14 protein-coding genes are annotated in these 13,746 nt (G+C 56.8%); 12 read left to right on the top strand and 2 right to left on the bottom strand.

Annotated elements, in window-relative coordinates; genetic code table 11:
• The first annotated feature begins 19 nt into the window (after positions 1-19).
• The 3 genes from AC2FIZ_RS02030 (at position 20) to AC2FIZ_RS02020 (ending at position 3,726) form a co-directional block, all read left to right on the top strand.
• A complete protein-coding gene (locus AC2FIZ_RS02030) occupies positions 20-1,201 on the top strand; it encodes an ammonium transporter (RefSeq protein WP_281972005.1) in 1,182 nt (393 codons plus the stop codon).
• Between the two features lie 128 nt (positions 1,202-1,329).
• Positions 1,330-2,010, top strand: coding sequence for an orotate phosphoribosyltransferase (locus AC2FIZ_RS02025; protein ID WP_142633501.1), 681 nt, complete (start codon positions 1,330-1,332; stop codon positions 2,008-2,010).
• 225 nt (positions 2,011-2,235) lie between these two features.
• Positions 2,236-3,726: a replicative DNA helicase gene (locus AC2FIZ_RS02020; RefSeq protein ID WP_142633499.1), complete on the top strand. Its 1,491-nt coding sequence runs from the start codon at positions 2,236-2,238 to the stop codon at positions 3,724-3,726.
• A gap of 3 nt (positions 3,727-3,729) precedes the next feature.
• On the opposite strand, the gene AC2FIZ_RS02015 is transcribed toward AC2FIZ_RS02020, so the two are convergent.
• On the bottom strand, positions 3,730-4,272 hold the full coding sequence (locus tag AC2FIZ_RS02015; RefSeq protein WP_281972004.1) for a GNAT family N-acetyltransferase: 543 nt from the start codon (positions 4,270-4,272) through the stop codon (positions 3,730-3,732).
• 232 nt (positions 4,273-4,504) lie between these two features.
• On the opposite strand from AC2FIZ_RS02015, the gene alr reads away from it, so the two are divergent.
• The 3 genes from alr to AC2FIZ_RS02000 are packed head-to-tail and all read left to right on the top strand — an operon-like array spanning position 4,505 to position 7,061.
• Positions 4,505-5,539 (top strand): alanine racemase, encoded by a 1,035-nt coding sequence (gene alr / locus AC2FIZ_RS02010; RefSeq protein WP_496790511.1) that lies wholly within the window; start codon positions 4,505-4,507, stop codon positions 5,537-5,539.
• Complete coding sequence (locus tag AC2FIZ_RS02005) at positions 5,536-6,318, top strand: MlaE family ABC transporter permease (RefSeq protein WP_142633494.1); 783 nt, start codon at positions 5,536-5,538, stop codon at positions 6,316-6,318. The genes alr and AC2FIZ_RS02005 overlap by 4 nt, the downstream gene beginning before the upstream one ends.
• Positions 6,315-7,061, top strand: a complete 747-nt coding sequence (locus tag AC2FIZ_RS02000) for an ABC transporter ATP-binding protein (protein ID WP_142633492.1) — start codon at positions 6,315-6,317, stop codon at positions 7,059-7,061. Before AC2FIZ_RS02005 ends, AC2FIZ_RS02000 begins: the two co-directional genes overlap by 4 nt.
• Here the strand turns inward: AC2FIZ_RS02000 and AC2FIZ_RS01995 are convergent.
• The gene (locus AC2FIZ_RS01995) at positions 7,058-7,468 is read right to left on the bottom strand and encodes a hypothetical protein (protein ID WP_281994537.1); all 411 of its coding nucleotides are present in this window, start codon (positions 7,466-7,468) and stop codon (positions 7,058-7,060) included. The genes AC2FIZ_RS02000 and AC2FIZ_RS01995 overlap by 4 nt on opposite strands.
• Positions 7,469-7,587: 119 nt before the next feature.
• Here AC2FIZ_RS01995 and AC2FIZ_RS01990 point away from each other — a divergent pair, with 119 nt between their 5' ends.
• From AC2FIZ_RS01990 to AC2FIZ_RS01965, 6 genes are all read left to right on the top strand, one after another.
• Complete coding sequence (locus AC2FIZ_RS01990) at positions 7,588-8,040, top strand: paraquat-inducible protein A (protein ID WP_281994536.1); 453 nt, start codon at positions 7,588-7,590, stop codon at positions 8,038-8,040.
• 148 nt (positions 8,041-8,188) lie between these two features.
• Positions 8,189-8,968 carry a DNA repair protein gene (locus AC2FIZ_RS01985; protein ID WP_142633486.1) on the top strand — a complete coding sequence of 260 codons (780 nt, stop codon included), beginning with the start codon at positions 8,189-8,191 and terminating at the stop codon, positions 8,966-8,968.
• A 121-nt stretch (positions 8,969-9,089) separates the two neighbouring features.
• The gene (gene radA / locus AC2FIZ_RS01980) at positions 9,090-10,451 is read left to right on the top strand and encodes a DNA repair protein RadA (protein ID WP_281994535.1); all 1,362 of its coding nucleotides are present in this window, start codon (positions 9,090-9,092) and stop codon (positions 10,449-10,451) included.
• Positions 10,452-10,492: 41 nt separating this feature from the next.
• Positions 10,493-11,098 (top strand): CvpA family protein, encoded by a 606-nt coding sequence (locus tag AC2FIZ_RS01975; RefSeq protein ID WP_281994534.1) that lies wholly within the window; start codon positions 10,493-10,495, stop codon positions 11,096-11,098.
• Positions 11,099-11,714: 616 nt separating this feature from the next.
• Positions 11,715-13,238, top strand: a complete 1,524-nt coding sequence (purF, locus tag AC2FIZ_RS01970; RefSeq protein ID WP_281994533.1) for an amidophosphoribosyltransferase — start codon at positions 11,715-11,717, stop codon at positions 13,236-13,238.
• A 252-nt stretch (positions 13,239-13,490) separates the two neighbouring features.
• Positions 13,491-13,739, top strand: coding sequence for a hypothetical protein (locus AC2FIZ_RS01965; RefSeq protein ID WP_281994532.1), 249 nt, complete (start codon positions 13,491-13,493; stop codon positions 13,737-13,739).
• Positions 13,740-13,746 lie beyond the last annotated feature (7 nt).

Raw genomic sequence — 13,746 nt, 5'->3', positions numbered from 1 at the left:
CTGAAAAGGAGAGTGGCTGATGAATGGAGCCGATACCGCCTGGATCATAGTAGCAACCGCACTGGTCCTGTTCATGACACTTCCGGGCCTGGCCCTCTTCTATGGCGGCCTTGTACGCGCCCGCAACGTGCTGAGCGTGTTCATGCACTGCTTTAGCATCGCCTGCTTGATGAGCATTCTCTGGCTGGTCGCAGGATATTCCATCGCCTTCGGCCCCGGTGAAAGCGGGATTTGGGGCGGGTTGGACAAGGCCTTTCTGAATGGTGTTGATGCCGACAGCCTGGCCGGCACCCTGCCCGAGATTCTGTTCTTTGCCTTCCAGATGACCTTTGCCATTATCACCCCCGCCCTGATCGTCGGTGCTTATGTCGAACGGGTCGGCTTTGGCTTTGTTCTGACCTTCTCGGCCCTGTGGATGCTGCTGTGTTATGCGCCGGTGGTGCATTGGATCTGGGGCGGCGGAATGCTGAGCGATGGCGGCATTTTTGGCGAGATTGGTGTGCGAGATTTCGCCGGTGGCATTGTGGTGCATGAAACGGCAGGTCTGGCCGCTTTGATCATTGCCGTTGCACTCGGCCCGCGCCGCAATCGCACAACGCCTCCGCATAATCCGGGCTATGTCATGATCGGCGCCGCAATGCTGTGGGTCGGCTGGTTTGGGTTCAACGGCGGCTCGCAACTGGCGGCAGATGGTGGTGCGGCGATGGCGATGACCGTGACGCATCTTTCGGCGGCCACTGCATCCCTGACCTGGGCCTTGTGGGAAAAAATTCGCTTTGGCAAAGCCTCGATGGTGGGTCTTGTGACCGGAACCATCGCCGGTCTCGCCTCGATTACCCCAGCATCGGGTTTCGTCGGCCCGGTTCAGGCGCTGATCATCGGCGGAGTCGCAGGTATCCTGTGTCAGGAAGCGGTCTATGTCATGCGCAACATTTTGAAAATCGACGACACGCTGGACGTGTTTGCAGTGCATGGCGTTGGCGGCATCTTTGGCACGATCATGATCGCCTTGTTCGGTCTGGGTACTTGGACCGCGCAGCTTGGCGGGCTGGCAATCGTGGGCGTCTTTACCGCTGTGGTGACCTTTGTGCTGATCAAGCTGGTCTCAGCCGTCACGCCGCTGCGTGTGGATGCCGAGACTGAGACCAATGGCCTTGACTTGTCGGTGCATGGCGAACGTGCCTACGACATGTCAAGCTAATCACCAAGCCATTATGAAAGCTTACAGCGGGCCCCATTTGGGCCCGCTTTTCTTTTGCCTGCCCTCTCGACTCTGACGGCAGCAGCAGGCTATCAGCCCCGAAGGTTTTTCAGCTCAGAGGTCCCGCCATGATCCCCAGTTCCTTTCCCGACAGCACCGAAATCGCCCGTCTGACCGCGCGGATGCTACTGGAAATCAAGGCCGTTCACTTCAATTCGCGCGAGCCATTCACATTGGCCAGCGGACTGCCCAGCCCGACCTATATCGACTGCCGAAAGCTGATCTCGTACCCGCGCATCCGGTCTACTCTGATGGATTTCCTGACCGTTACAGTGATGCGGGATGCGGGCTTTGAAGCGTTCGATAATATCGCTGGCGGCGAAACTGCGGGCATTCCCTTTGCCGCGATGGTCGCTGAACGCATGGCCCTGCCGATGACATATGTGCGTAAAAAGCCCAAAGGCTATGGCCGCAACGCCCGGATCGAAGGCGCGATGAACGAGGGCGAGCGTGTGTTGCTGGTTGAGGATCTGACCACCGATGGCGGATCCAAACTGTCCTTCGTTGATGCGATCCGCGAAACCGGCGCGACCTGCGGGCATACGGCGGTGATCTTCTATTATGGCATCTTTCCGGAAACCGAGAAAACTCTGGGCGATCATGGGGTGAAGCTGCATTCGCTGTGCACCTGGTGGGATGTTCTGGCCGAGGCCAAAGCGCAGAAAGCCTTTGATACGGAAACACTTGACGGTGTCGAAGCCTTCCTGAACGACCCGCGCGGCTGGCAAGAGGCCAATAAACCCTCCTAAACCTGTTGTGGATGGATTGGGGATAAGCGCCAAAGAATCGGCTGAGCATATACGATATCTGGTGACTTTTCCCCGCTTTCCTACATAATAGGCCAAGCACACCACAGCGTCCAAACTGTCTGGAAAGTTATCCCTAGGCCTTACCCCCAGTTAGCCACAGGTATTTCCAGATAGCTTGCAATGGCGTTTCGCGTATAGAACCTCGGGACGGGCAGCGGGGACAAAATGAACGAGATAAGCAGCATCGAGCAGGCAGCGGCACAGATCCAAAACGCCGATACCATGCCGCATTCTATTGAGGCTGAACAACAGCTTCTGGGTGCGATCCTGACCAATAATGATCTGTATGACCGGGTCGCCTCGATCATCGGGGCCGAGCATTTCTATGATCCGGTCCATGCGCGTATTTACGAGGTCGCCGCGACCCGTATCGCCAAGAACGCGCTGGCCTCGCCCGTCACGCTGAAATCTTTCATGGCCGAGGATGAAGGCCTGAAGGAACTGGGCGGTCCGGCCTATCTGGTCAAGCTGGCCGGGGCCTCGATCAGCGCCTTTGCGGTGCATGACTATGCCCAGATGATCTATGATCTTGCCATCCGGCGCGAGTTGATCCGGCTTGGCCGCGATATCTCGGACAAGGCGGCGCGGGTCGATGTGGCGAGCGAGCCCAAGGAACAGATCGTCGAGGCTGAACAGCAGTTGTATCAGCTGTCTGAACAAGGCCAGACAGAACAGGGGTTTCAATCCTTCCTCAAGGCGGTCACCGAGGCTGTCAACGTCACCAACGAGGCCTATCAGCGCGGTGGTGGAATGGCCGGGATTTCCACCGGTCTGACCGATTTGGACAAGCAGTTGGGTGGCTTGCACCCGTCCGACCTGATCATTCTGGCCGGGCGTCCGTCGATGGGGAAAACCTCATTGGCGACAAACGTGGCGTTCAACGTGGCCAAAGCGTACAAGCGCGGGCTGAAACCCGACGGCACCGAAGGCGCGATTGACGGCGGCGTTGTCGGGTTCTTCTCATTGGAAATGAGCGCCGAGCAGTTGGCGGGTCGGGTTCTGGCCGAAGCCTCGGAAATCTCGAGCCACAAGATCCGCCAGGGTGACATGACCGAGGGTGAGTTTCGCCGCTTTGTTGATGCGGCCAAGGAGTTGGAAGCCTGCCCGCTGTTCATTGACGACACCCCGGCACTACCGATTTCACAGCTCGCCGCGCGTGCACGGCGGTTGAAGCGGACTCACGGTCTGGACCTGCTGGTGATCGACTATCTGCAGTTGTGCCGCGGCATGGCCGAAAACCGCGTCAACGAAATCGCTGAGATTTCGATGGGTATGAAAGCCATTGCCAAGGAACTGAACATCCCGGTCATCGCATTGTCTCAGCTATCCCGGCAGGTTGAAAACCGAGACGACAAGCGCCCTCAACTGTCCGACCTGCGGGAATCAGGCTCGATCGAACAGGATGCTGACGTGGTGATGTTCGTGTTCCGCGAGGAATACTACAAAGAACGTGAAAAGCCCGGCGATCATGAGTTGGAGAAGATGGAAGAGTGGAAGCAGGCCATGGAACGCCTGCACGCCAAGGCCGAAGTTATCGTTGGCAAACAGCGCCACGGCCCCATCGGTACGGTCGAGCTGTCCTTCGAAGCACAGTTCACCCGCTTTGGGAACCTCGTCAAACCCTGGCAGCAGGACGGTCAGATCGAAGGCTACTGACCGTCACCAAAGGTCAGGTCGGTCAAACGCGCTGACACAGCGTGACGGCCCCACTATCGGATCAGCCTGTGAACCAGACAGAGATTGCCCTAGCCATCCGATCGGCTGGCTAAGCGGCATTGGCGGCTGCGCGAATGCCTCAGAAATGGGCAGGAAACCGGTTTTGCCGTAATATGACGGATCTCCGTAGGTTATTGCAAAATCGACGCCTTTGGCCCGCAGTTGGTCCAGACCAAAGGTGATCAGCTTCTGCCCGATCCCACCCTGTTGACGATCCGTCCGCACGGCCACGGGCGACATCAGAAACACCCGCCGCGGATCCTGATCAAAGGTCAGGCGCGAGAATATGATACATCCCAGAAGATCGCCCCCATCAGTCGCAACACATCCCTGCAGATCCTGATCGGGCTCGGTTTTCAGCAATTCCCTGATCAAAGATTGAATGGCCCGTCCTTCCTCGGCCCCCTCTGAAGCAGAGAACACATCATAAAAGAAATCAGGCAACCTACTGCTCTGGTTTTTGTACCCAAACGAGAGTTCAATCATGTTTTCATCCCAACAGGCCCCCTTGGGTATTAGTGAACGATCACCTTGACCCGATCATGGTTGACCACGATGTGCGCACAATAGTGATTTGGCGCCCTCAGATGTTCAATACGCAGATTTACGCTGTTTCAACCCGCTTCCCGGCCTCAAGGTGCCGTTATGCGCAACGTACAGGTCAATTATCGCTGCGACCCCCCTTGACCTGACGCGATCCAATGTCATGAACAGACGCATGAGTACTGCACGCTTAACGATCAATCTTTATACACTGGCCAGCAACTGGCAGGCGCTTGATGCAAAGACGTCCTGTGAAACGGGTGCCGTGGTCAAGGCCGACGCCTATAGCCTGGGCGCTAGTCCTGTCTCTGCCGCACTTGCTGAAGAAGGTGTCAGAAATTTCTTTGTCGCGGCTGCCGAAGAAGGTGCCGCCGTGCGCGAGGCTGTCGGACCCGACGCAACGATAAGTGTTTTTTCCGGGCATATGGAAGGCGACAGCGACCTACTGCTCCAACACAATTTGACGCCATTGCTGAATTCGCCCGAACAGTTCCGCCGCCATCGTCAGGCCTTGCCTGAACACGCCTTTGGAATCCAGTTGGATACCGGCATGAATCGCTTGGGGATTGAGCCTGCGGACTGGGCCGCGTTGCGCACAGAGATCGAGCCGCTTAATCCGTCGCTGGTGATGTCGCATCTCGCCTGTGCGGATGAACCTGACAACCCGATGAATCGCCACCAACTGCGGGTGTTCCGCGAATTGACCGATGGAAGTGCGGCCCCCAGATCGCTTGCGGCCACCGGCGGTATCCTTCTGGGCAGCGATTATCACTTCGACCTGTGCCGTCCCGGTATCGGGATGTATGGCGGACAACCCTTTGCCGATGCGAAACCCGTCGTCACCGTCGACCTTCCGGTCATTCAGGTGCGCGAGGTCGAGCCCGGCGAAAGTGTGGGATACGGCAACAGCTGGGTCGCGCGGCGCAAATCCCGTATTGCCACGGTTGCGGCCGGGTATGCGGACGGGCTTCACCGCGCTATCGGAGGCGGCATTGATGCCTTTGTGGCGGACAGGCCCTGCCCTGTCGTTGGCCGGATCTCAATGGATCTGATCACCATCGACGTAACGGATCTGCCCGAGGATCCGGAACGCCTGCGTATTCTCAACGGCCACCAGACAGTGGATGATCTGGCCGAGGCCGCCGGCACCATCGGGTATGAAATTCTGACATCTCTAGGCGCGCGCTACTCTCGGGGCTATATCGAATGAACCCTCTTTCAATGCTGGGCGGGTTGGGACGTACAGCCCTGTCTTTGCTTGCAAATTTCGGCAAGGTCGCACTGTTCTTCGTTGACGCAATCTCGCATATTTTCCGCCCCCCCTATTATCCGCGCGAATTTGCGGTCGCTCTGATGAATATCGGTTGGATGTCCCTGCCGGTGGTTGGCCTGACGGCGATATTTACCGGCGGTGCATTGGCGCTTCAGATCTATGCAGGTGGTGCGCGTTTCAATGCCGAAGCTGTGGTGCCACAAATCGTAGCGATTGGCATGGTGCGCGAGCTTGGGCCTGTTCTGGGTGGTCTGATGATTGCAGCGCGGGTCACATCGTCCATCGCTGCGGAAATTGCGACCATGAAAGTGACCGAGCAGATCGACGCGCTGGTAACTTTGTCCACCCATCCGATGAAATACCTCACCGCGCCGCGGGTGCTGGCCGCCGTTATTACCGTGCCGATTCTTGTTGCGGTTGGCGATGTGATCGGCATTGCGGGCGGATATATCGTGGCGACCCAAAGCCTGGGCTTCAACGCCGCGGCCTACCTGCAAAACACCATGAATTTCCTCGAATTTCATGACATCGTCTCTTCGCTTACCAAGGGCGCTGCCTTTGGCCTGATCACGGCGACCATGGGCTGTTACTACGGCATGAACTCGGGCCGGGGCGCGCAGGGCGTTGGCGCTGCGACCAAATCTTCGGTCGAGGCTGCCGCAATCATGATTCTGGCTGCAAACTTCGTTCTGACAGGGGTGTTCTTCTCGATATGATCCGGATGGAGAGTGTACATAAAGCCTTTGGGTCTAATCAGGTCCTGAAAGGCGTCAATATCGAGATCCCCAAGGGCACCTCGATGGTCATCATCGGCGGGTCGGGCACCGGCAAATCTGTGGCTCTGAAATGCGTTCTTGGCCTGATCAAACCTGACAGCGGCACGATCTATGTGGACGGCAAAGACGCCACCAAAGGCGACCGCGATGCCTTTCTGGCCCGGTTCGGAATGCTGTTTCAGGGCGGAGCGCTGTTCGACTCGCTGCCCGTCTGGCAAAACGTCGCCTTCCGCCTGCTGCGCGGTTCGCTCAAACGCCCCGTGGACGAGGCGCGCGAGATCGCCATCGAGAAACTGCGCCGCGTGGGTCTGAAAGCGGATGTGGCCGATCGTTTCCCGGCCGAACTGTCGGGCGGTATGCAAAAACGCGTGGGCCTGGCCCGCGCCATCGCCGCCGAGCCCGAGATCATTTTCTTCGATGAGCCCACCACCGGCCTTGATCCCATCATGTCCGGTGTCATCAACGACCTGATCCGCGAGATCGTTACCGAAATGGGCGCCACCGCGATGACCATCACCCACGACATGAGCTCGGTCCGCGCGATTGCCGACAACGTCGCCATGCTGCACGGAGGCGTTATCCAATGGACCGGCCCCGTCGGGCAAATGGACGCCTCGGGTGATCCCTATGTGGAACAGTTCATCAGCGGGAGTGCTGAAGGGCCGATCGAGGCGGTTCGTTAGACAGGCGCACCTTTCCTTTCTTGTTTCAAGTTCTCGTAGGCTTCTTTTACATAATCTAGCCGCAGCAAGTATTTCCCACGCGGGACCACAAAATCTGGCGTCTGAATCCGGGCAAGCGCCAATGTTTGACCCAGATGAGTTCCCGAAAACAGAACGTAATTGGGATCTTGCCCTGAAAATCGATTGTAAATTTTTCCACCGAACCAACGCGCCCTGCGTTGCGCCTGCAGCGCTTCCTGGAGGCGAAAATGCATTACGCCAAACAACTGTTCGCGATCAAATGGCATAATGTCTGCAGCGACACTTCCCGCTGAAAGAACCCCCGCGAGGCCAACAGTTATAGCCTCGCTGACCCCCTTCTGGGTTGGGGACGGGCCTTCGACAATTTTTATAACAGGTTCAGCCATATAAATTCTTTTCGTAAACAAAGTGATGTGTATCAATAGCGTTTCGGATATCGGTATAGGCACAATACAGACTGAGGTGAAATATTCACCTCATCGAAAAGTTCCGAAGAGTATCTATAATGACCCTCCGCCTCGTCACCTTCTCCCTGCTGATCCTCTACCCCATCGCGTGGTTCGCCCCGCTGATGCGTGCGGGGTTCCTGCCCATCTTTGGCCTTTCTGAAATCAGCGTCATCACCGGGCTCCAGTCCCTTTGGAAGTCCGATATCTTCCTCGCGCTGATCGTCACCGTCTTCGCCCTTTTTGCCCCCTATCTGAAAACCATCGGCACCGCCCTGATCCAATGGGACCTGCTGGATGCGCGCGTTCAACCTGCGCTGAACATCCTCGGCAAGCTGGCGATGGCCGACATTTTCCTGATCGCTCTCTACATCACGCTGGCCAAGGGCATCTCTTACGCGACCATCGAAACCGCCTGGGGGCTTTACCTGTTTACGGCCTGTATTTTGGCCTCAATCGGCTTGGGTATTATTACCGAGATGACATCCAGATCACGAAATCATCAGACCTAATTGATTGAAAACGCTTATCTGAGTATCATCTTAATATTTCGAGCAGCCAGTTTCTTGTAGTGATCGGTCCGTAGCGGATCAAAAATTATGTTCAACCTTTGTCCGCTTCGGCCCGATATGTATCGGTTTGAGAAGGAGATCGTCGAACATGACCGCACTCCACACGTTAACATTACAGTTTCAAAACGCATTTTTACGACTGACATTTTTTCTGATTTGTTCCGCGGCTTTTCTGGCCGTCGCAACCACTATGCTATCCGCCCTGGGCGTGCTGCCATGGCTTTCCATGCAAGCCGGACTGGCAGGCGGTACCATCATCGACGCCGGGATCTATGTTCAGATTGGCCTGACCGCTCTGATCCTGATGCTGGCCTTCTACCTTCCTGCGAATGCCCGGATGATGGCGCTGGAAAACGCGCACCGTAAATTTGCGCTGAACATGCACGACATCGCCCATGCCTATCAGCTGGCCCATGCGCAGGACCGCAGCGGGGCATTTATCCTGTCGTCCGAATTTGATGCGGTCAAAGAGCGGATGGCCTTCCTGCGCCAACATCCCAACCTGCAATCGCTCGAACCAGAGATTCTGGAGTTGGCCGCGCAAATGAGCCAGATAAGCCAAGAACTGGCCGAAACTTACGGGGATACCCGCATCGCCCGTGCCCGCACATTCCTGCAGCAACGCCAGGAAGAGATCGAACTGTTTCAGCAACGGCTGGAAGAGGCGCAAACCATTCAGCACGAGCTGCGCCAGTGGACCCATGATGTTGAAATCGAGGAATCCATCGCTCGTTCTCAGCTAACCCGCCTGCGCGACGAACTTTTCGAACTGTTGCCGGAACTGTCAGCGCAACTGCAGCAGCCCAAGGACGGTGCATCGAAGCCGTCGAGCGTCATAGCTATGTCGCCACCTCGCGCCGCCGAATAGGCGCGACGGCGCCCGCTTTGGACAATGGCCCAAACGGGCCTAAGGATATGGCGCGCTACCGGCCGAGATGAAGGCTCACGAGGGCTTGAAGAACCGCCATTCCTCGGGCACCAAGGGCGTCATGGCAAAGATAACTTTTTCATGCTCGGCCTGCGGAGCCACTCATTCACGGTGGTCCGGGCGCTGTGACGGCTGCGGTGAATGGAATTCCATCACGCAAGACGTACCCCTTTCGGCTGGCCCGGCCAAAAAATCCCTCGGTGGTAAGCGCGGCCAGTCTATCACACTCACGGACCTGTCGACCGAGGAAACTCCCCCTCCCCGCACGCTCTGCGGGGTCGAGGAGCTGGATCGCGTGCTGGGAGGCGGACTCGTCCCCGCCTCGGCCTTGCTGGTAGGTGGGGATCCGGGCATCGGCAAATCCACCCTTTTGCTGCAGGCCGCGGCCCGGTTCTCGCGTGCAGGTGTGAAAACCATTTACGTCTCGGGCGAGGAAGCCAGCGCGCAGGTTAGGATGCGCGCGCGCAGGTTAGGGCTTGAAGATGCGCCCGTGCAACTGGCCGCCGAAACCAACCTGCGTAACATCCTCACCACGTTGGAAGCCGAGAAACCCGGTCTCGCAATCATCGACTCAATTCAAACCATGTGGGCCGACAACGTCGACAGCGCACCGGGTTCAGTGTCACAAGTCCGCGCCGCAGCACATGAATTGACCACGTTTGCGAAACGACACGGAGTTTCAATCATCATGGTTGGCCATGTCACCAAAGATGGTCAGATCGCTGGCCCCCGCGTGGTTGAACACATGGTTGATACCGTTCTTTATTTCGAAGGCGAACGCGGGCATCAGTTCCGCATTCTGCGCGCGGTCAAGAACCGGTTTGGTCCAGCCGATGAGATTGGAGTGTTCGAGATGACAGGCAAGGGTCTGGCACAAGTCACAAACCCGTCGGCCCTGTTTCTATCTGAACGCGGCAAGCCCAGCCCCGGATCGGCCGTATTTGCTGGTATCGAAGGGACACGGCCGGTTCTGGTCGAGCTTCAGGCGCTGGTTGCCCCATCCCCCCACTCTCAGCCTCGCCGAACCGTCGTCGGCTGGGACAGCGGACGGCTGGCAATGATCCTTGCCGTGCTCGAAGCCCGTTGCGGCATCCCCTTTGCCGGGCTTGATGTCTATCTCAACGTCGCAGGCGGGCTTAAAATCACCGAGCCAGCCGCGGACCTTGCCGTTGCTGCCGCGCTACTCAGCGCGCGCGAGGACACAGCCCTGCCAACGGACACCGTCGTTTTCGGAGAAATCTCGTTGTCCGGGGCACTTAGACCGGCCCCTCAGACAGAAAACAGGTTGAAAGAAGCCCAAAAACTTGGTTTCTCATCCGCCATAGCTCCGGCAGGCGGGAAAACCGGTACTGTGGCAGGTCTGACACTCACCCGGCCCTCTGATTTGGTAGGGTTTGTTGGCGAAACCTTCGGAGCAGGTTAAGGTAACGCCTTGAGGGGCAGAAAAAATTACGGGCGAGGGCCATGGAAGGTTTTACAATAATTGACGGGGTAGTTGCCCTGATCATCGTTATATCGGGTCTGCTGGCCTATTCCCGTGGCCTGTTGCGGGAGATTCTCGCGATCGCGGGATGGGTTGCGGCGGCAGTTTTGGCATTCATTTTCGCACCACAGGCCGTTCCACTGGTCAAAGAAATCCCCGTTGTCGGAGATTTCCTGCGCGACAGTTGTGAATTGTCGGTTATCACCGGGTTCGCTGGCGTGTTTGCCATTGCCCTGATCGTGGTTAGTATATTTACCCCACTGTTCTCATCTCTTGTGCAAAGGTCTGCACTGGGCGGCTTGGATCAGGCACTTGGGTTTTTCTTTGGAATCGCGCGCGGCATCCTTTTGGTGGCGATTGCCTTCTTCGTCTATGACACAGTCATGACGGGCCAATCCTACACCATCGTCGACGAAAGCCGGTCAGCCAAAGTGTTCGAACAATTCAGCGACAAAATCGAAGAGCAAAACCCCGAAGCCGCGCTGGGGTGGGTAACATCCCAATATGAAGAACTGGTAGCCAGCTGTGGTGAAAGCGCCGATCCATCCGACGCACCTGCCGCCCTTGAAGCACCTGCAGCGGAATAAAGCAAAAGCCCGGTCAAAGCCGGGCTTTTTCAATTCGACTTAGACAAACCCTTCTCCGGCGCAAACGGTGCATCTGATGTTTTTCAGCCCAAAGCACCCTTCGCAACGGGACATGACGGGCTTGCCAAAAATGTCCCGACTTTTGATCACTTCACCTGCGCCTCCGCAAATCTGACAGGGTGCGCGCCCCATTCCACGGCATCGGTGGCACCGGCGTTTTACCGGTTCTTGCTTTTTCTGACCTTGATTGTTTTGCCACATGTCTGAAATCCGCTTGGCTTGAAGAAACTATTGTTTCGGATTGTTTCCTCTATGACAGCACAAGCTGCGAAACCTGTCACCTTTTGTTCGGCCATTGTGGCAAATTCCACCTGCGTCAAATCGCAAATGTGATCCTTTGATGACACAGCCTCCGTAAGGCTTTATGTGAAGTCCGAACTGACATGGAATCGGAGCTGCCGATCTTGCTGTACCTGTTTTCTTTCGCGCCTGCCGCTTGCGACCAGGGCGCGTCTGCATCCCAAGATCTATGGGAAGTATCAGGCAAAGACACCGCCATGCTGATGTTCCGAACACCGCCACAACTTAAATCGTCATAGTAATTTGGAGCCCGTACATGTGTGGGATTTTGGGGATCGCAAGCAGAACACATGATGTGTTTGCGGAAATCTATGACGGGCTTCTGATGCTACAGCACCGGGGTCAGGATGCATCGGGTATCGTCACTTATACCGGAGAGTTCTTCCGCGAAAAGAAAGCCAACGGGCTGGTCAAGGATGTGTTTAACGCTCAGGACGCCGATACCCTGCTTGGAAAGGTCGGCATTGGCCATGTGCGCTATCCGACTGCCGGGTCGCTCAGCGCGGCCGAGGCGCAGCCGTTCTTCGTGAATGCCCCGTATGGCATCTACCTGGTTCATAACGGCAATATCACCAACACTGCCGCACAGCGTGAGAAGGTCACCGGAAAATACAGCCGCCACCTGCGCACAACGTCAGATTCGGAAATTCTGCTGAACGTTCTGGCGGACAAGGTTGCTGACGCAATCAAGGTCAATGGCAACGCCGAGCCCATTCGGAATATCTTTGCCGGTGTGAAGATGACGATGGAACGAGTACAGGGCGCCTATTCGGTGATCTGCCTGATTGCAGGTGTCGGAATGCTGGCCTTCCGCGACCCGCACGGAATTCGCCCGCTCTCGGTGGCCATCCGCGAAACCGAAAGCGGTGGCGACGACTTTGCGTTTGCCTCGGAAGATGTGGCCTTTGGCATCAACGGCTTCAACAAGATGCGCGACCTGCGCCCTGGCGAAGCGATCTTGATCGACCTGGACGGCAACATGCACGAATTCCAGGCGGTCGAAGGCAAACTGACACCCTGTATCTTTGAATATGTCTATCTGGCGCGTCCGGATTCTCTGTTGGACGGCGTCTCTGTCTATAAAACGCAGATGCGTATGGGGCAGACGCTGGCCAAACAGATCCAGGAATCAGGGCTTGAGATTGATCGGATCATCCCGGTCCCAGACAGCGCCCGCCCGGTCGCGCTTGAGGCGGCCAAGATCACCGGCATTCCCTATCGCGAAGGTCTGGTAAAGAACCGCTATGTCGGACGAACGTTCATCATGCCCGGTCAGGCCGAACGTCAGAAATCCGTGCGCCGCAAACTGAATGCGGTTCCGCTGGAGTTTGACGGCCACAATGTTCTGTTGATCGATGATTCCATCGTCCGCGGGAACACGATCAAGAAGATTGTGCAAATGTGCCGCGAGGCTGGAGCCAAGAAGGTCTACATTGCCAGCGCCTCACCGCCGGTGAAATACCCCAATGTCTATGGCATCGACATGCCCACCAAACATGAGCTGATTGCCCATGGCAAAGAGGTCGAAGAAATCCGGCAAGAGCTCGGTGCCGACGCCCTGATCTATCAGCATCTGGACGATCTGATCTGGGCCGCCAAGGAAGGAAATCCAGAAATCGAAGCGTTCGACTGTTCGTGTTTTGACGGAAAATACATCACCGGAAGCGTCAGCAAAGACTATCTGGATACGCTCGAAAGCAGCTCACGCGTTAGTAAGAAACGTGAAGACATGCAGGTGCCCGGCGGATCCTGGAATGCGGCGAAGCTGGCTTCGGGATAAGTTCCCGGCGAATCGGTAGCTCTCTGCCCGGTCCAAGCCGGGCGGTTTCCGACCTGCATCGGTGTAAATTCGCTTAGTTTCCGCGCACAACTTTTTGGCGAAGGAAATGCAATCGCAATGGGTTCACCGATTGCCTTTTGAAAGTGACGGAACGGACAATTCACCAGACCTTTTGTTCCCTTGTTGCGTTTGATAGTCCGCCTCCAACCACTCATCAAAAGGGGTTGGGGCCGCGTGCCGCAACCGCACTCTATGTCAAACAAAACCGTCACAAGCGCGGCCACGCAACAGGGCGCGCTTAGCAAAAACTCTGTCACCCTGCTTGGGGTGTTTGGGCCAAAAGCCGATATGCGCGCGCTGATGCGGATGTCTTCTGGCCGGGTCAAAGAGGTCAAGCTGGGCAGCCGTGTGTCTTCAGGTACTATTGTGGCCATTGATGCCGAGGGCATCATGCTGCAACAAAGCGGTCAGACGACGCGCATAGCGATCCCAGGCAGCTAATCCTGTC

Source organism: Ruegeria sp. CDSB022, from assembly GCF_059611145.1.
The sequence above is the reverse complement of the archived record's forward strand: the minus strand, read 5'-3'. Positions and strand labels throughout refer to the sequence as shown.